The organism is Bacillus sp. PDNC022, from assembly GCF_016919285.1.
GTDB classification, from domain to species: Bacteria; Bacillota; Bacilli; order Bacillales; family Bacillaceae; genus Bacillus; species Bacillus safensis.
In genome coordinates, this window is sequence record NZ_CP070345.1 from 3,245,172 (window position 1) to 3,262,200 (window position 17,029).

Below are 17,029 nucleotides of genomic sequence, written 5' to 3' on the forward strand. Positions count from 1 at the left end.
GTCATACCCCGCTATACTATAATTAGACTGTTACGCACAAAACAGAGGTGAAGACCATGTTAGACCGTTTAAAATCAATTGAAGAACGTTATGAAAAACTAAATGAATATTTAAGTGACCCTGAAGTGGTGAACGACACTACGAAGCTTCGTGAATATTCAAAGGAGCAATCCGATATTCAAGAAACTGTTGAGGTATATAGACAATATCGTGCGGCATACGACCAGCTGAATGATGCGAAAGCAATGCTGGAAGAGAAGCTGGATGCCGAGATGCGCGACATGGTCAAAGAAGAAATTTCAGAGCTCACAGAGGAAACGGAACGTTTAGAAGACGAGCTGAAAATCTTGCTGATCCCGAAAGATCCGAATGACAACAAAAACGTTATTGTAGAGGTTCGTGGTGCAGCAGGTGGAGAAGAGGCTGCTCTTTTTGCCGGAAACCTTTACCGCATGTACAGCCGTTATGCTGAAATGCAAGGCTGGAAAACGGAAGTGATGGAAGCGAGTGTCACAGGCACAGGCGGTTATAAAGAGATTATCTTTATGATCAGCGGGAAAGGCGCTTACTCCAAACTAAAGTTTGAAAACGGCGCACACCGCGTGCAGCGTGTTCCGGAAACGGAATCAGGCGGACGAATTCATACATCAACAGCAACAGTTGCTGTACTGCCTGAGGCTGAAGAAGTTGAAATTGATATCCACGAAAAAGACATCCGTGTAGATACTTTCACATCTAGCGGACCTGGCGGACAAAGTGTCAATACGACCATGTCTGCAGTTCGATTAACTCACCTTCCAACAGGTGTAGTTGTATCCTGTCAGGATGAGAAGTCGCAAATCAAAAACAAAGAAAAAGCCATGAAAGTACTGCGTGCGAGAATTTATGATAAATTCCAGCGTGAAGCACAGGCTGAATATGATCAAACGCGTAAATCTGCGGTTGGAACAGGGGATCGTTCAGAGCGTATCCGTACGTACAACTTCCCGCAAAACCGTGTAACAGATCACCGTATCGGGTTGACGATTCAAAAGCTTGATCAAATTTTAGAAGGAAAACTTGACGAGGTCATTGATGCATTAATTATGGAAGACCAAGCAAGAAAGCTTCAAAATGCAAAATAAACAACGAACAATTTTTGAAGCCCTTAAATGGGCTTCTTCTTTGTTAACGGAAGCCGGTAGAGATCAAAATGCAGCAGAGCTTCTTTTGATGCATGTGCTGGGCTGGAGCAGAAGTGAGCTTCTTGCACGTTTTCATGATTCGCTGCCTGAAGAGCAAGATCAATTGTTCAGTAAGTTTGTTACACAGCATAAAGCGGGTGTTCCTGTTCAGCATTTAACGGGTCTTGAATTTTTTTACGGACGTCCTTTCGAGGTGAACAAGCATGTCCTTATTCCTCGTCCTGAAACGGAAGAAGTTGTTTTGGCGGCGCTCGATTTGGTAGGTGACGTCTTCCCGCCTGATCAGCCGCTCAAAGCAGTTGACGTTGGCACAGGAAGCGGAGCCATTGCGATTACGCTGGCTCTTGAAAAAAAATCACTATCTGTCACAGCGACTGATATTTCACATGAAGCACTTGCGGTAGCGAAACGGAATCAAAAAGCGCTCGGTGCAGACGTTCAATTTTTACATGGAGATTTACTTGAGCCGGTTATAGCTCAAGGCATCAAAGTGGATGTGTTTATTTCCAATCCACCGTATATTGCGGCGGAAGAAATGGACAGTCTGTCTGAGGTTGTGACGAAACATGAGCCGGTCAATGCGCTGACTGACGGACGTGATGGCTTATGGTTTTATCAGCGTCTCGTTCATGATCTTCACAGTGTGCTGAGTGAGCAGGCAGTTGTTGTCTTTGAAATTGGACATACGCAAGGTCAAGATGTCACAGCGCTTCTCGTGCAGGCATTTCCTGAAGCAAATGTTCGCATCGTCAAAGATATTAATGGAAAAGATCGAGCTGTTTGCGCGCACATTCAAAACGGAAAGTCCGGCTGAACAAAGCCGGACTATTTTATTATGTAAAGATGAAACTTATGGTAAAAGAGAAACGTATAATATAGAAGAATGAACATTCTGATCATGATTTTTTACATAAATTTGTTTTGAAGGAGCGAATGGTGTGAACAAAAGGTATGCGATGGTGTTGGTCATCGTCAGTGTACTATTGATTGTGAGTGCTTGTGGCAAACCGAGCTTTAAAAAAGAGGCAGCAGCATTTGGAGAAAGCTATAAAAAAGCACAATACACAGTGAATCGAACGGATGACCTATCTGACATGAAAGAGAAGCTGAAGGTTTATTTAACCGAACATGAATATCAAGAATATACACAAGACAGCATGTTCCCGAGCATATTAGAAGCGGCAAAGGATCAAGATTGTCAAATTAAGCTGAAGAAAATTATGTTTACGCCTTCAGATGAAAGCGATGACAGAATTGAATTTAACTATGAAATGGTGATTCAATTTATCGATCAAAAAGAAAAGGTCAAAAAAGAAATCGAGAAAAAAGGGGCCATGACTGTCATCAAAACTGAATCTGGTTTAAAAATCAGCCGAGATTGGGATGGGAGACTGTACCCTTCTGACTACCAATCCTCACTGAAAAGTCGTTCTTAATGAGAACGGCTTTTTTGTTTTGACTCATAATCTATTAAAAAAATCATGTTGACTGTTTATGAGATGAGTTTCTTGGACACAATGTTTGTAGCGAAGAGAAAAAGTGGGGGGAACACACAATGTTGAAAAGTAAAACGATGATTTGTCTTTATATGTTTCTATTATTATGCGGTGCTTTTGTAAACCTTGGCAGGGAGGAGACAGCGGCTGCTTCTGCAAATCAGCCTGTTGTCATACCAGATGAAGCGATTCGATTACGCATTTTAGCAAATAGTGATCGTTCAGCGGATCAGGATGTGAAAAGAAGTATTCGTGACGAGGTCAATGCCAATATGACAGAGTGGGTCAAAGACCTCACATCCATTGAAGAAGCAAGACGTGTCATTCGATCAAAGCTGCCAGAAATCAATCGTATCGCCAAAGCAAAATTGAAGGAACAGCATATTGATCAATCCGTATCGGTCAGTTTTCAAAAAGCTTTATTTCCAACAAAGCTCTATGGAAATTTCGTCTACCCTGCTGGGAAATATGAAGCCATTTTAATTACGCTTGGAGAAGGAGACGGAGCAAACTGGTGGTGTGTGTTATTTCCACCGCTCTGCTTTATCGATTTTTCAAACGGAGAAGCCATCGCCTCACCAGAAGGGGATGGTGATAAACAAGTGACAGCGCAGCAAACGAAAGAGTCTGTCAATGAAGTGGTGAAAGAAGAGGAAGAAGAGACAGGTGAAGTGAAGTTCTTTTTGTTCGAATGGGTCTCTAGTCTTTTCTCTTAAAAAAGGTATAAATCGGTTTTTGCCTCATAGAGTTGAAGTAAGAGATCAAAAAGAGGTGAAAGCATGTATTATCAATTAAGAATAGCCACAGAAGAAGATATCCCGGCGATCAATGCTTTTCTTGAAAAGGGACAAGCGAAAGGCGGAATAACGCTTACGGATCGTACGACATTTGTTGTGATGGAAGATGCGGACGGTCAGCTGGCAGGCTGCTTAGGTCTTGAACAGCTCAATGAACAAGAGGGATTGCTGCGGTCTCTTGTTATATCAGATAAGCTCGGTCAGGGACACATTGTCTCTTTGTTCCAAAGTGTTCAAACGCTCGGAGAAAAAATGGGTGTGGATACTTTTTATGTCGTCGCAAACCATTCCTCCTCCCATGATTTTTTGGCACTAATGGGTTTCGCGCCTTTAGAGGAAATTCCAGAAAGCATGTGGAGCTCCGCGCATGCAAAAGAGACATTGGGGAAAGAACAGGCTGTGGTCCTGCAAAAAAAAGGCAGTTAATCACAAAATGATGGACTTATACACATACTTATCCACTACAAAACAAGCGTTATCCACAAATTGTGGACAACGCTTGTTTTATTGATCATCATCTTTTATACTTTCAAAAGGATAATTGAGATATATCAACAGTTTTATCTTTTTTAAAAGGAGTTTGTATGATGTTAAATACAAAAAGGTGGTCTGTGGATTTAGAAAAGGATTTATCCACATACTATCCACAAATTAAACAGGCGGCCGATCTGCTGCAGCAAAATGAAGTGGTTGCTTTCCCGACAGAGACCGTTTACGGACTCGGGGCAAATGCAAAAGAGACAGAAGCCGTGATGAAAATTTATGAAGCGAAAGGGCGTCCGAGTGATAATCCGTTGATTGTTCACATTGCGGAGGTTCAGCAGCTTCACGAATTTGCACAAATAGAAAGCGAAAAAGCGAAGGCGCTGATGGATGCCTTTTGGCCGGGCGCCTTAACCATCGTTCTTCCGTGTAAGCCAGGCACTTTATCAAAGCAGGTTACAGCAGGTTTATCCACAGTAGGAGTGAGAATGCCTGACCATCCCATTGCGCTTGAGCTCATCCGAGCAGCTGGTCTGCCAATTGCTGCACCAAGTGCCAACCGTTCGGGAAAACCTTCACCAACACAAGCTGACCATGTAGCGAGTGATCTCCAAGGGAGAATCGCCGGGATTGTGGATGGCGGTTCGACTGGAATTGGCGTTGAGTCAACGGTTGTATCCTGTGTCGGTGAGACCCCGGTGATTTTAAGACCAGGCGGGATTACAAAAGAAGCTTTAGAAGAGGTAGTCGGAACGGTGAGCGTGGACCCGGGGCTGACAAAAAAGGACGAGGCGCCTGTATCGCCGGGAATGAAATACACACATTATGCACCTGAAGCCCAGATGTATATCTTTCATGGAAGTGATGAAGACATGCAGCGTCACATTCAGAAATACAGAGCTGAAGGTTTAAAAGTCGGAGTGCTGACAACAGAAGAAAAGAAATCGCTGTTTGCGGCAGATGTTGTGTACAGCTGTGGATGGAGAGAAAAACCTGAAACGGTTGCTGCAAACCTTTATCGAGTACTGAGACAATTTGATGAAACAGATGTAGACTTGATCATTTCAGAAGCCTTTTCGGAGCAGGGAGTCGGTTCTGCCATTATGAACCGTCTGCAAAAAGCCGCAGGAGGGCGTACACTCCCATCGTTCCAATAGTTCTAACCTTTCTTGGACAAACATAGGTTAAAGAAGAATGTGTGTCCAAGGGGGATTTACATGAACGAACTAGCTGGTGAATTGCTGACACTCAGCATCATGGCTTTTGCACTTGGGATGGATGCTTTTTCGGTTGGACTTGGTATGGGGATGATTCAGCTGAGGTTCCGCCAGATCATTTATATTGGACTTGTTATTGGAATATTTCATATGTTTATGCCGCTTTTTGGCATGCTGACAGGTCAGCTCTTATCTGGATGGCTCGGTCTTCTTGCCACCTATATCGGCGGGGCGCTGCTTTTGGTGCTGGGACTGCAAATGATCGTTGCTTCTATCCGCAAAGAGGATAAGCCCTTTATCGCACCTGTTGGGGCTGGTCTCGTTCTTTTTGCCACAAGTGTAAGTTTAGACAGCTTCTCCGTTGGTTTAAGCCTCGGAATTTACGGTTCTCGAGTGTGGATGACTATTTTATTGTTTGGTTTTTTTAGTATGCTCCTCACATGGCTCGGATTATTACTCGGTAAACAGGTTCGGTCATGGGTTGGTTCATATAGCGGCGCGCTTGGCGGAATCATTTTACTAGCCTTTGGTATCAAATTATTATTTCCGCTCTAGCCAGTCTCCTTACATAACATGTAGAATGAAATGCTATATAATAGAAGAAAAGGAGGGCGAAAGATGAAAATCTTATTTGTTTGTACGGGAAATACATGCAGAAGTCCAATGGCTCAAGCCCTTTTTGCTTCAATTGCAGATGAAAAAGGTTTAGAGGTCACTGTGAAATCAGCGGGCATTTTTGCCTCTGATGAAGGGAAGGCTTCTCCTCAAGCGGTCGAAGCATTATTTGAGAAAAGCATTCCACTGAATCACTCATCATCAAAATTGACAGAGGATCTTCTGCGCGAAGCTCATTACGTCTTCACGATGACGATGCAGCATAAACAGTTGATTGCAGAGCAATATGCGCATGCACAAGGCAAGGTCTTCACTTTAAAGGAATTTGCGACAGGAATAGAAGGCGATGTATCCGATCCGTTTGGAGGAAGTCTTTCTGTTTATCAGGAAACACGTGATGAACTTGAAGTCTTGCTATATCAGCTCGCTGAGAAGTTGAAAAAAGATCATCATCATAGATAACCTGTAAAACCGTTGTGTCAACGGTTTTTCTGCTTTTGTTTGCAAATGACTAGGCAGAGGTTAAAATATAACTGTAAATAAAGAATGAAAGTAAGACATAACAGATCAACTCACCCTTAGGAGGAATTGCCCGATGAAAGTAGCCATTGCATCCGATCACGGCGGAACGAATATTCGTGAAGAAATCAAACAACTGATGGATGAATTGAAGATTGAATACATTGATATGGGTTGTGAATGTGGATCAGGTTCTGTAGACTATCCAGATTATGCTTTCCCTGTAGCCAATATGGTGGCAAATGGAGAAGTCGACCGCGGCATTTTAATTTGCGGGACAGGCATCGGCATGAGTATCTCGGCAAATAAAGTAAAAGGAATTCGCTGTGCATTAGCACATGATACATTTAGTGCAAAAGCAACGAGGGAACATAACGATACGAACGTTCTTGCCATGGGAGAGCGAGTGATTGGACCGGGATTAGCACGTGAGATTGCGCACATTTGGCTGACGACAGAGTTTACAGCAGGACGCCATGCTGTGCGGATTGGCAAAATTGCTGATTACGAAGAAAAGCACCTATAAGGAGCGCTTAACATGAACATTGGTCAAGATTGGCTTGAAATGTTAAAAGAGTTTCATCAAACAGTTGAATTGCGTGCCGGGCAAATCTTAGTCATTGGCTGCAGTACGTCAGAAGTGGCTGGTGAGCATATTGGTACTGCAGGAAGTGAGCAAATTGCTGCGTCCATCTATCAAGAATTGGATCAGTTAAGACGAGAGACCGGCATTGAGCTCGCTTTTCAATGCTGTGAGCATCTGAATCGTGCCCTTGTTGTTGAAGAAGAAGTGGCTTTCCGTTTTAACCTGGAGATTGTAGCTGCAGTCCCTGTCCGTAAGGCAGGTGGTTCGATGGCGGCTCATGCGTATCAGCAAATGGAACATCCTGTATTAGTCGAATCTATTGAGGCACATGCTGGAATAGATATCGGCGATACATTGATTGGGATGCACTTAAAGAGAGTCGCTGTACCTGTCCGCCTCAGTCGTCATCAATTAGGACATGCACATGTGACTTTTGCGAAAACGCGTCCGAAGCTAATTGGCGGAGAACGAGCCGTTTATACAAGATCATAGCTTCGATATATTTCTAATATAATGTTGAATGATGAAGGCGCTTTACCACTTAAATATTCGGGTTTTCATAAAAAAGAAGTCGATTTTCCAAAAAAAACTTTTACATTTTACTCAAAAACCGTGTACAATGAGATGGTGAAAACATCGAATGGAAATAGATTGGAGAGGATTTCGCTGATGAAACATTTACCTGAGCAAGACGCACAAGTATTCAAAGCAATTCAACTAGAGCGGAAACGCCAGCAGGACAAAATCGAATTAATTGCATCAGAAAACTTCGTAAGCGAAGCAGTCATGGAAGCACAGGGCTCTGTATTAACAAACAAATACGCTGAGGGCTATCCTGGTAAACGCTACTATGGCGGCTGTGAACATGTAGACGTTGTAGAAGATATCGCACGTGACCGCGCAAAAGAAATTTTTGGCGCTGAGTATGTGAACGTACAGCCTCACTCAGGTGCTCAAGCGAACATGGCCGTATACTTTACAATTCTTGAGCATGGCGATACAGTGCTGGGCATGAACTTATCACATGGCGGGCATTTAACACACGGAAGCCCTGTAAACTTTAGTGGTGTACAGTACAACTTTGTAGAATATGGTGTAGATAAAGAAACTCAGCATATCGACTATCAAGATGTACTTGAAAAAGCACGTGAACATAAGCCGAAACTGATCGTTGCGGGTGCAAGTGCATACCCACGACAAATTGATTTCAAAAAGTTCCGTGAGATTGCTGATGAAGTCGGTGCTTACTTTATGGTCGACATGGCTCACATTGCTGGTCTTGTTGCAGCAGGTCTTCATCCAAATCCAGTTCCTTACGCAGATTTTGTGACAACGACAACTCACAAAACATTACGCGGACCTCGCGGCGGAATGATCCTATGCCGTGAAGAGTTTGGTAAAAAGATCGACAAATCAATCTTCCCTGGTATTCAAGGTGGACCACTGATGCATGTCATCTCTGCAAAAGCTGTTTCTTTCGGTGAAGTATTGAACGGAGATTTCAAAACATATGCACAAAACGTTATTGATAATGCAAAACAACTAGCTGAAACTCTTTTATCTGAAGATATTCAGCTTGTATCTGGCGGAACAGATAACCATCTTGTTCTTATCGACTTGCGTTCTCTTGGCATCACAGGAAAAATTGCAGAAAACGTTCTTGACGAAATTGGTATTACAGTGAACAAAAATGCAATTCCTTATGATCCAGAGAAACCATTTGTCACAAGTGGTGTACGTGTAGGTACAGCAGCAGTAACAAGCCGCGGTTTCGATCAAGAAGCAATGAAAGAAGTCGGTTCCATTATTGCACTTGCGCTAAAACATCATGAAGATGAAGCGAAATTAGAAGAGGCGAAAAAGCGTGTATCTGATCTTACGGCCCGTTTCCCTCTATATAACGAATTAGATTATTAATAAACAGACCCATTTGCCTATTTTTGGCATGTGGGTTTTTTTTGTAGGATTTGCGAATCATATTGAAAGATGATGTCTTTTTATGTAGAATTGTAGGAAGTGTGCAAAGTTCACCGGAAGATGACAGAAAAGGAGTTGTAGCAAGCAATGGCAAAGGTTTATGTATTTGATCACCCGCTTATTCAGCACAAACTTACATATATTCGTGACGTTCATACAGGAACAAAAGAATTTAGAGAGCTAGTGGATGAAGTCGCAACATTAATGGCATTTGAAATTACAAGAGATTTACCGCTTGAAGAGGTAGATGTAGAAACACCTGTACAAGTTGCGAAATCAAACGTGATCTCAGGGAAGAAACTCGGTGTTGTGCCAATTTTAAGAGCAGGTCTTGGAATGGTAGACGGGATTTTGAAACTCATTCCAGCTGCTAAAGTGGGACATGTCGGTTTATACCGCGATCCGAAAACATTAAAGCCTGTTGAATATTATGTGAAGCTTCCATCTGATGTGGAAGAGCGTGAATTTATCGTAGTAGACCCAATGCTTGCAACTGGCGGCTCAGCAGTCGAAGCGTTAAACAGCTTGAAAAAACGCGGTGCGAAAAACATTCGCTTCATGTGTCTAATTGCTGCCCCTGAAGGTGTAGAAGAAATGCAAAAGCATCATCCAGATGTTGATATCTACATTGCAGCATTAGATGAGAAACTAAACGAAAAAGGTTACATCATCCCAGGTCTTGGTGATGCTGGTGACCGTATGTACGGAACGAAATAAGAAAGTCTTAATAAAAGCCCACATGCAAACGTGCATGTGGGCTTTTTGAAATATATGACAAACGGTTGATACCGTTCTTAGAAAAATCAATGTATACTGAACATTGGCTGTTTTTTTCAATGAATGTCACATCTCTCCTAAAGTTTGATGAAATTGTGAACATTTTGTGTGCTCTATCACTATAGAAAAGTTTTTTAACTTTCAACCGATTGACACATCATAGACGCTATTGTATGCTAAACGAGGGTATTATGGTAAGGTTTTCATAGCCTATAGCACTCTACTAATCCTCATTGTGAACCCTTTAATAATCAGGGTTTGTATCAACGAATGAAGCAGCATCCCATAGATCTAAAGATTTCAAGTCTGATTGTGCAATTAGACCGATGGGTGATTGATTTTTTTCGAATAGGACGGCTTATCATCAGCGTCTTCTACGCAGTTTTCATCACCATTTATCACCTTTTTTACAATACTTTTCATCGGGAGTCAGATGAATGAACGATCCAAACGCGATTTTCCGCAGACAGAGTAAATACATGTTCTATCTATTGGCAATTTTTGTGTTTGGCTATGCCATGCCTGGTTTTAAACCACTGTTTCTTGGTTTCATTATCGGCACAATTTTTGCTTTCTTTAATTTATTCCTACTTATACGGAGAATGCACGCTTTTGATCGAGCGGTTAAAAAAGGAAAATCCATTCGTTCAATGGGAAGTACAGCCAGGTGGGCCAACGCGATTCTCGCAGTAGCGATTGCTTGGCGTTACCCTAATGAAGTTCATCTGGCAGGTGTTGTTATAGGATTAATGACAATATATCCTGTCATTATGATAGATTCCTTCATTCAACTTAAACGTTCTACTATGGAAGAGAGGTGAATACTCTTTGGGTCACAGTTCAAAAACTACAGAATTTTTAGGGTTAACGTTCAACTTATCCAATGTTCTCATGATTACGATTGCTAGTATCATCGTTCTTCTCATAGCGGTGCTGACTACTCGTGTTCTGTCTATTCGTCCGACTAAGGCGCAGAACTTCATGGAATGGATCGTTGATTTTGTTCGAAATATCATAGGTAGTTCGATGGACATGAAAACAGGAGCCCCATTTCTAGCGCTTGGCGTTACATTACTCATGTACATATTTGTTTCAAACATGCTTGGACTGCCATTCTCGATTACGGTCGATCACAACTTGTGGTGGAAATCACCAACTGCTGATCCTGCAATCACAATGACACTAGCAATTATGGTCATGGGACTTACACACTTCTACGGTGTCAAGGCAAAAGGAGTCAAGGAATATACGAAAGACTTCTTCAAGCCAATCCCATATTTAGTGCCGCTGAAAATCATTGAAGAATTTGCAAACACGTTAACACTTGGTTTGCGTCTTTATGGAAATATTTTCGCTGGAGAGATTCTTCTTGGTTTACTTGCAGGACTTGCGACTAATTTCTACACGCAAAACATTGCGCTTGGTATCGTTGGTACATTAGGTGCCATCGTGCCGATGATTGTATGGCAGGCATTCAGTTTGTTTGTCGGAACAATCCAGGCATTTATCTTCACCATGCTGACAATGGTGTACATTTCCCATAAAGTCAGCGACGAACACTAAAAAATTGAGAGTCCAAAAAGGACGTTATTTTAAAGGAGGAGCTTTTTAATGAATTTAATAGCAGCAGCAATTGCAATCGGTTTAGGAGCACTAGGAGCAGGTATTGGTAACGGTCTAATCGTATCTAAAACAGTTGAAGGAATCGCTCGTCAGCCAGAAGCTGGTAGAGAACTAAGAACACTTATGTTCATCGGGGTCGCTTTAGTTGAGGCACTTCCAATTATCGCTGTCGTTATCGCATTCTTGGCATTCTTTGGTTAATATGTGAGAAGCGTTCTAATATGAATTTTAATGGCGAAGATCAGATTAGTTCGAAACTTCGCCATTCCTTTATGTTTTGTTTCTTAACATATTATTTAAAGAAGGGAGTTGCCGTACTAAATGTCTCAGTTACCAGTGGTTTTAGGAGCAGGGGGCTTAAGCTTCAACGCCGGTGATATGTTATTCCAGCTTATCGCTATGCTCATCTTGCTTGCACTTTTAAAGAAATTTGCGCTTAAACCTTTATTAGGTATTATGAAACAGCGTGAAGATTATATAGGAAATGAAATTTCAAGTGCTGAACAAAAGCACGTTCAAGCTGAAAAGCTTCTTGAAGAACAACGTGTCTTATTGAAAGAAGCACGCGAAGAATCACATACACTCATCGAAAATGCGAAAAAGATTGGTGAGAAGCAAAAAGAAGAGATCATTCAAGCAGCACGTCAAGAATCAGAGCGCTTGAAAGAGTCTGCTAGAACTGAAATCGTGAAAGAAAAAGAACAAGCTGTGGCTGCACTGCGTGAGCAGGTTGCATCACTATCTGTGCTGATTGCATCTAAAGTGATTGAAAAAGAACTTGATGAGCAGGCACAAGAGAAATTGATTCAAGAGTACCTTAAAGAGGCAGGCGAAAGCCGATGAGCGTAACTATTGTCTCTAAGCGTTACGCTTCTGCTCTTTTTGACATCGTTCTTGCTTCTTCGGCAGTAGACGAAACTGAAAAAGAGCTGAATGAGATCAAAAAAGTTCTAAAGGCTGATCAAGAGCTAAATGACTTCCTTGTTCATCCAAAGATTACGGCAGACAAAAAGAAACATTTGATTGCCGAAGCTTTCAAAGGTGTTTCTACTTATGTATTGCACACAATGTATTTACTGATTGACCGCGGACGCACGAATATTTTTTCTGAAATGACGTCTGAGTTTGTGAAACTAGCAAACCGCACGAAACAAATAGACGATGCGATCGTGTATTCAGTGAAACCGCTGAGCGGTGCTGAAATTCAATCTTTATCTGAAGTATTTGCCAAAAAAGCCGGAGTCACATCACTGCGTGTAGAAAATGTGATTGACAAGGATCTAATAGGCGGAGTGAAAATCCGTATCGGAAACCGCATTTATGACGGCAGTGTGAGCGGAAAGCTTTCCCGCATTGAACGTCAGCTTGCAGGCGAAAATCGTTAGAAGGGGTGAAACCTTAGTGAGTATCAAAGCTGAAGAGATTAGCGCGCTGATAAAGCAGCAAATCCAAAACTATCAATCAGAAATTGAAGTAAAAGATGTCGGTACAGTCATTCAAGTAGGGGACGGTATCGCGCGTGTACATGGCCTTGACAACATTATGGCAGGAGAGCTGGTTGAGTTCTCTAACGGTGTAATGGGTATGGCTCAAAACCTTGAGGAGTCTAACGTAGGTATCGTTATTTTAGGACCTTACAAAGATATCCGTGAAGGTGATGACGTAAAACGTACAGGTCGTATCATGGAGGTTCCAGTAGGTGAAGAATTAATCGGACGTATTGTGAACCCGCTTGGTCAGCCTGTTGATGGACTAGGTCCAATTTTAACAAGCAAAACACGTCCAATCGAAAGTGAAGCACCTGGTGTTATGGATCGTAAATCTGTACATGAGCCGCTTCAAACAGGAATTAAAGCAATTGATGCCTTGATTCCAATCGGCCGCGGACAGCGTGAATTGATCATTGGTGACCGTCAAACAGGTAAAACATCTGTTGCCATCGATACGATTCTAAACCAAAAAGATCAAGACATGATCTGTATTTATGTAGCCATCGGACAAAAAGAATCTACGGTTCGTGGTGTTGTTGAAACACTTCGTAAGCATGGTGCGCTTGACTACACAATCGTTGTCACAGCTTCTGCATCACAGCCAGCTCCACTTCTTTACCTTGCTCCTTATGCAGGTGTAACGATGGGTGAGGAATTCATGTATAACGGCAAGCACGTACTTGTTGTCTATGATGACCTTTCTAAACAAGCGGCAGCTTACCGTGAGCTTTCATTATTGCTTCGTCGTCCTCCAGGTCGTGAGGCATTCCCTGGTGATGTTTTCTATCTTCACTCTCGTTTATTAGAACGTGCAGCGAAGCTTAGTGACGAAAAGGGTGGCGGTTCTATCACAGCATTGCCTTTCGTAGAAACGCAAGCTGGCGATATCTCTGCATATATCCCAACAAACGTTATTTCCATCACAGATGGACAGATTTTCTTACAATCTGACCTCTTCTTCTCAGGCGTACGTCCAGCGGTAAACGCAGGATTGTCTGTATCCCGTGTAGGTGGTTCTGCACAAATCAAAGCGATGAAAAAGGTAGCAGGTACACTTCGTCTGGATCTTGCTTCTTATCGTGAGCTTGAAGCATTCGCTCAGTTTGGATCTGATCTAGACCAAGCCACTCAAGCGAAATTAAACCGTGGTGCAAGAACAGTTGAAGTCTTAAAACAAGACTTGAACAAACCGCTTAAAGTTGAAAAACAAGTAGCGATTCTTTACGCACTAACAAGAGGATACTTAGACGATGTTGCCATTGCTGATGTTAAACGTTTTGAAGCTGAGTTATTCTTGTACATTGAAGAAAACCATAAAGGCTTGTTTGACACAATCTCTCAAACAGGAAATATGCCTGCTGATGAAGAGTGGAATACAGCAATCGAAGGCTTTAAACGTACGTTTGCACCAAGCAACTAATTAGTAATCTTTCCGAGAGAAAAAGATTCTCTTTTTCTCTCTTTTCACGTAAATGAACACGGATTCCTGAAAAAAGGTGGTGAAATCTTTGGCCTCATTACGCGATATAAAGTCAAGGATCACGTCAACGAAAAAATCGAGTCAGATCACAAAAGCGATGCAAATGGTATCAGCTGCGAAACTGAATCGTGCTGAAAACAATGCGAAGTCTTTTGTTCCTTACATGGAGAAAATCCAGGAAGTGGTTGCTGCAATCGCAACTGGAACAAGTGCTAAGCACCCAATGCTTCTTTCAAGACCCGTCAAGAAAACAGGGTATCTCGTCATTACATCTGATCGAGGGCTTGCAGGACCTTTTAACAGCTCGATTTTGCGTGCCGCTTACCAAACCATTCAATCTCGTCATCAATCCGCTGATGAATATGCGGTGATTGTCATTGGTAAAATCGGACGCGACTTCTTCAAAAAGCGTGGTATTCCAGTTATTTCTGAAGTAACAGGGCTTGGAGACGAAGTAGCGTTTGCTGATATTAAAGAATTAGCAAGCAGTACCGTTCAAATGTTCTCTGATGAAGCGTTTGATGAACTTTACATGTTCTACAACCACTTTGTCAGTGCGATTTCACAAGAAGTAACAGAGAAGAAATTATTGCCGCTAACGGACCTTTCGGCCGCAGCGACACCAAATAAACGTTCCGCATCTTATGAGTTTGAGCCTTCTGAAGAAGAGATTCTTGAAGTTCTCCTTCCTCAATATGCAGAGAGTTTGATTTTCGGTGCGCTTCTTGACAGCAAAGCAAGTGAACATGCTGCAAGAATGACAGCAATGAAGAGTGCAACAGACAACGCAAAAGAATTGATCGACAGCCTGACACTCTCTTACAACCGTGCTCGTCAAGCAGCGATTACACAAGAGATTACAGAAATTGTCGGCGGAGCAGCTGCCTTAGAATAGAAATAATTGTCAGGAGGGAATGCAATGAAAACAGGACGCATCAGTCAGATCATGGGACCAGTCGTAGACGTTCGTTTTGAAGACGGTCACTTGCCTGAGATTTATAATGCGATCAAAGTTTCGCATAAAGCGGAAAGCGAAAGTGAAGTTGATATCGACTTAACTTTAGAAGTAGCACTACATTTAGGTGATGATACAGTGAGAACCATCGCGATGGCATCTACAGACGGTGTGAAGCGCGGTATGGAAGCAGTAGACCTTGGAAAACCAATTTCAGTACCAGTTGGTAACGTAACACTTGGACGTGTATTCAACGTACTGGGAGATAACATTGACTTAGATGAGCCACTTGGTGTGGAAGCTCAAAGAGATCCAATCCACAGACAAGCGCCTTCTTTTGATCAACTTTCTACAGAAGTTGAAATTCTTGAAACAGGTATCAAAGTTGTTGACTTGCTTGCTCCTTACATCAAAGGTGGAAAGATCGGTCTATTCGGTGGAGCCGGTGTAGGTAAAACCGTTCTGATTCAAGAATTGATCAACAACATCGCACAAGAACACGGCGGTATTTCTGTATTCGCTGGTGTTGGAGAGCGTACACGTGAAGGAAACGACCTTTACTACGAAATGAAAGATTCTGGCGTTATCGAGAAAACAGCCATGGTCTTCGGCCAAATGAACGAGCCGCCAGGTGCACGTATGCGTGTTGCCCTAACTGGTTTGACAATGGCAGAGCATTTCCGTGATGAACAAGGTCAAGACGTATTGTTCTTCATCGATAACATCTATCGTTTTACACAAGCAGGTTCTGAAGTTTCAGCCCTTCTTGGACGTATGCCTTCAGCGGTAGGTTATCAGCCGACACTTGCAACAGAAATGGGTCAGCTGCAAGAGCGTATCACGTCTACAAACGTAGGATCGGTTACATCGATTCAAGCGATCTATGTACCTGCGGATGACTATACGGATCCAGCTCCAGCAACTACGTTCGCTCACCTTGATGCAACGACAAACCTTGAGCGTAAGCTGACTGAAATGGGTATTTACCCAGCAGTTGATCCTCTTGCTTCAACATCTCGTGCACTTGCACCTGAGATTGTTGGTGAAGAGCATTATGCGATTGCGCGTGAAGTGCAGCAAACATTGCAGCGTTATAAAGAGCTTCAAGATATTATTGCCATTTTAGGTATGGATGAATTATCTGAGGACGATAAGCTTGTGGTACACAGAGCGCGTCGTATTCAATTCTTCCTATCTCAAAACTTCCACGTAGCAGAGCAGTTCACTGGCCAAAAGGGTTCTTATGTGCCATTGAAAGAAACTGTTAAAGGCTTCAAGGAAATCTTGTCTGGTAAATACGATCACCTTCCAGAAGATGCATTCCGCTTAGTTGGACGCATTGAAGAAGTGATTGAAAAAGCCAAAGAGATGGGTGTAGAGGCCTAATCTGGTCCTTAGGAGGGTAAAAGCATGAAGACCGTTCAAGTCAATATCGTTACTCCCGACGGCCCAGTGTATCAAGCGGATGTGGAAATGGTCAGTGTAAGAGCAGAAAGCGGTGAGCTTGGTATTTTAGCTGGCCACGTTCCAATGGTTGCTCCGCTAAAAATCGGTGCAGTTCGCTTAAAACATAGTGGATCAACTGAATTGGTTGCAGTAAGTGGCGGATTTGTTGAAGTCCGCCCTGAACAAGTAACGATTCTTGCTCAGGCCGCTGAAACATCAGATAAAGTTGATGTCGATCGTGCTAAATCAGCGAAACAGCGTGCTGAAGAGCATTTGAACCACCCAAATGAAAGTGATGTACGCCGGGCGGAACTCGCATTAAAACGGGCGTTAAACCGTTTAAATGTAGCAGGGAAATAAAACAGAAAAACCTTCTTATCACAA

General features: G+C 42.6%; 21 protein-coding genes. All 21 read left to right on the top strand.

From position 1 onward, the window contains the following. Window positions 1–56: 56 nt before the first annotated feature. The 21 genes from prfA to JVX94_RS16655 all read left to right on the top strand — a co-directional run bounded on the left by prfA (window position 57) and on the right by JVX94_RS16655 (window position 17,005). Window positions 57–1,124, top strand: coding sequence for a peptide chain release factor 1 (gene prfA, locus JVX94_RS16555; RefSeq protein ID WP_048237652.1), 1,068 nt, complete (start codon window positions 57–59; stop codon window positions 1,122–1,124). Next, on the top strand, window positions 1,114–1,998 hold the full coding sequence (gene prmC / locus JVX94_RS16560) for a peptide chain release factor N(5)-glutamine methyltransferase (protein WP_203128955.1): 885 nt from the start codon (window positions 1,114–1,116) through the stop codon (window positions 1,996–1,998). Before prfA ends, prmC begins: the two co-directional genes overlap by 11 nt. A 142-nt stretch (window positions 1,999–2,140) precedes the next feature. Then, window positions 2,141–2,620, top strand: coding sequence for a hypothetical protein (locus JVX94_RS16565; RefSeq protein ID WP_048238026.1), 480 nt, complete (start codon window positions 2,141–2,143; stop codon window positions 2,618–2,620). Window positions 2,621–2,739: 119 nt separating this feature from the next. Then, window positions 2,740–3,396, top strand: a complete 657-nt coding sequence (gene spoIIR / locus JVX94_RS16570) for a stage II sporulation protein R (protein ID WP_205183851.1) — start codon at window positions 2,740–2,742, stop codon at window positions 3,394–3,396. Window positions 3,397–3,459: 63 nt separating this feature from the next. Continuing rightward, window positions 3,460–3,903 carry a GNAT family N-acetyltransferase gene (locus JVX94_RS16575; protein WP_205183853.1) on the top strand — a complete coding sequence of 148 codons (444 nt, stop codon included), beginning with the start codon at window positions 3,460–3,462 and terminating at the stop codon, window positions 3,901–3,903. A gap of 161 nt (window positions 3,904–4,064) precedes the next feature. After that, window positions 4,065–5,117, top strand: a complete 1,053-nt coding sequence (locus JVX94_RS16580) for an L-threonylcarbamoyladenylate synthase (protein ID WP_111290605.1) — start codon at window positions 4,065–4,067, stop codon at window positions 5,115–5,117. Between the two features lie 60 nt (window positions 5,118–5,177). Next, entirely contained in the window at window positions 5,178–5,732 is a 555-nt protein-coding gene (locus tag JVX94_RS16585) for a manganese efflux pump MntP (protein WP_048237647.1), read from the top strand. 63 nt (window positions 5,733–5,795) lie between these two features. After that, a complete protein-coding gene (locus JVX94_RS16590) occupies window positions 5,796–6,254 on the top strand; it encodes a low molecular weight protein arginine phosphatase (protein WP_205183854.1) in 459 nt (152 codons plus the stop codon). A 133-nt stretch (window positions 6,255–6,387) separates the two neighbouring features. Further along, entirely contained in the window at window positions 6,388–6,837 is a 450-nt protein-coding gene (gene rpiB / locus JVX94_RS16595) for a ribose 5-phosphate isomerase B (protein WP_003214714.1), read from the top strand. Between the two features lie 12 nt (window positions 6,838–6,849). Continuing rightward, a complete protein-coding gene (locus JVX94_RS16600; protein WP_039182113.1) occupies window positions 6,850–7,389 on the top strand; it encodes a TIGR01440 family protein in 540 nt (179 codons plus the stop codon). A gap of 177 nt (window positions 7,390–7,566) precedes the next feature. Then, window positions 7,567–8,814 (top strand): serine hydroxymethyltransferase, encoded by a 1,248-nt coding sequence (gene glyA / locus JVX94_RS16605; RefSeq protein ID WP_034281450.1) that lies wholly within the window; start codon window positions 7,567–7,569, stop codon window positions 8,812–8,814. A 147-nt stretch (window positions 8,815–8,961) separates the two neighbouring features. Next, window positions 8,962–9,591 carry a uracil phosphoribosyltransferase gene (gene upp, locus JVX94_RS16610; protein WP_003214553.1) on the top strand — a complete coding sequence of 210 codons (630 nt, stop codon included), beginning with the start codon at window positions 8,962–8,964 and terminating at the stop codon, window positions 9,589–9,591. Window positions 9,592–10,088: 497 nt separating this feature from the next. Continuing rightward, window positions 10,089–10,472, top strand: a complete 384-nt coding sequence (locus JVX94_RS16615; protein ID WP_024423731.1) for an ATP synthase subunit I — start codon at window positions 10,089–10,091, stop codon at window positions 10,470–10,472. A gap of 7 nt (window positions 10,473–10,479) precedes the next feature. Then, the gene (gene atpB / locus JVX94_RS16620) at window positions 10,480–11,214 is read left to right on the top strand and encodes a F0F1 ATP synthase subunit A (protein ID WP_024423730.1); all 735 of its coding nucleotides are present in this window, start codon (window positions 10,480–10,482) and stop codon (window positions 11,212–11,214) included. 48 nt (window positions 11,215–11,262) lie between these two features. Then, window positions 11,263–11,475: a F0F1 ATP synthase subunit C gene (gene atpE, locus JVX94_RS16625; protein WP_003214968.1), complete on the top strand. Its 213-nt coding sequence runs from the start codon at window positions 11,263–11,265 to the stop codon at window positions 11,473–11,475. Window positions 11,476–11,595: 120 nt separating this feature from the next. Continuing rightward, a complete protein-coding gene (gene atpF, locus JVX94_RS16630; RefSeq protein WP_008354935.1) occupies window positions 11,596–12,117 on the top strand; it encodes a F0F1 ATP synthase subunit B in 522 nt (173 codons plus the stop codon). Beyond that, a complete protein-coding gene (locus JVX94_RS16635) occupies window positions 12,114–12,659 on the top strand; it encodes a F0F1 ATP synthase subunit delta (RefSeq protein ID WP_024423729.1) in 546 nt (181 codons plus the stop codon). The genes atpF and JVX94_RS16635 overlap by 4 nt, the downstream gene beginning before the upstream one ends. Before the next feature lie 16 nt (window positions 12,660–12,675). After that, the gene (gene atpA, locus JVX94_RS16640; RefSeq protein ID WP_048237642.1) at window positions 12,676–14,184 is read left to right on the top strand and encodes a F0F1 ATP synthase subunit alpha; all 1,509 of its coding nucleotides are present in this window, start codon (window positions 12,676–12,678) and stop codon (window positions 14,182–14,184) included. Between the two features lie 88 nt (window positions 14,185–14,272). After that, entirely contained in the window at window positions 14,273–15,139 is an 867-nt protein-coding gene (locus JVX94_RS16645) for a F0F1 ATP synthase subunit gamma (protein ID WP_024423727.1), read from the top strand. Between the two features lie 24 nt (window positions 15,140–15,163). Then, on the top strand, window positions 15,164–16,585 hold the full coding sequence (gene atpD, locus JVX94_RS16650; protein ID WP_024423726.1) for a F0F1 ATP synthase subunit beta: 1,422 nt from the start codon (window positions 15,164–15,166) through the stop codon (window positions 16,583–16,585). A 24-nt stretch (window positions 16,586–16,609) separates the two neighbouring features. After that, window positions 16,610–17,005, top strand: a complete 396-nt coding sequence (locus tag JVX94_RS16655; RefSeq protein WP_003214592.1) for a F0F1 ATP synthase subunit epsilon — start codon at window positions 16,610–16,612, stop codon at window positions 17,003–17,005. Window positions 17,006–17,029 lie beyond the last annotated feature (24 nt).

Excerpts from the sequence above, each read along its gene's own strand:
- glyA (WP_034281450.1), top strand. The coding sequence starts at position 7,567 with ATGAAACATTTACCTGAGCAAGACGCACAAGTATTCAAAGCAATTCAA.
- rpiB (WP_003214714.1), top strand. The coding sequence starts at position 6,388 with ATGAAAGTAGCCATTGCATCCGATCACGGCGGAACGAATATTCGTGAA.
- atpD (WP_024423726.1), top strand. The coding sequence starts at position 15,164 with ATGAAAACAGGACGCATCAGTCAGATCATGGGACCAGTCGTAGACGTT.
- prfA (WP_048237652.1), top strand. The coding sequence starts at position 57 with ATGTTAGACCGTTTAAAATCAATTGAAGAACGTTATGAAAAACTAAAT.
- atpE (WP_003214968.1), top strand. The coding sequence starts at position 11,263 with ATGAATTTAATAGCAGCAGCAATTGCAATCGGTTTAGGAGCACTAGGA.
- upp (WP_003214553.1), top strand. The coding sequence starts at position 8,962 with ATGGCAAAGGTTTATGTATTTGATCACCCGCTTATTCAGCACAAACTT.
- JVX94_RS16565 (WP_048238026.1), top strand. The coding sequence starts at position 2,141 with ATGGTGTTGGTCATCGTCAGTGTACTATTGATTGTGAGTGCTTGTGGC.
- spoIIR (WP_205183851.1), top strand. The coding sequence starts at position 2,740 with ATGTTGAAAAGTAAAACGATGATTTGTCTTTATATGTTTCTATTATTA.
- JVX94_RS16580 (WP_111290605.1), top strand. The coding sequence starts at position 4,065 with ATGTTAAATACAAAAAGGTGGTCTGTGGATTTAGAAAAGGATTTATCC.
- JVX94_RS16615 (WP_024423731.1), top strand. The coding sequence starts at position 10,089 with ATGAACGATCCAAACGCGATTTTCCGCAGACAGAGTAAATACATGTTC.
- JVX94_RS16600 (WP_039182113.1), top strand. The coding sequence starts at position 6,850 with ATGAACATTGGTCAAGATTGGCTTGAAATGTTAAAAGAGTTTCATCAA.
- atpF (WP_008354935.1), top strand. The coding sequence starts at position 11,596 with ATGTCTCAGTTACCAGTGGTTTTAGGAGCAGGGGGCTTAAGCTTCAAC.
- prmC (WP_203128955.1), top strand. The coding sequence starts at position 1,114 with ATGCAAAATAAACAACGAACAATTTTTGAAGCCCTTAAATGGGCTTCT.
- JVX94_RS16655 (WP_003214592.1), top strand. The coding sequence starts at position 16,610 with ATGAAGACCGTTCAAGTCAATATCGTTACTCCCGACGGCCCAGTGTAT.
- JVX94_RS16590 (WP_205183854.1), top strand. The coding sequence starts at position 5,796 with ATGAAAATCTTATTTGTTTGTACGGGAAATACATGCAGAAGTCCAATG.
- JVX94_RS16585 (WP_048237647.1), top strand. The coding sequence starts at position 5,178 with ATGAACGAACTAGCTGGTGAATTGCTGACACTCAGCATCATGGCTTTT.
- JVX94_RS16635 (WP_024423729.1), top strand. The coding sequence starts at position 12,114 with ATGAGCGTAACTATTGTCTCTAAGCGTTACGCTTCTGCTCTTTTTGAC.
- JVX94_RS16575 (WP_205183853.1), top strand. The coding sequence starts at position 3,460 with ATGTATTATCAATTAAGAATAGCCACAGAAGAAGATATCCCGGCGATC.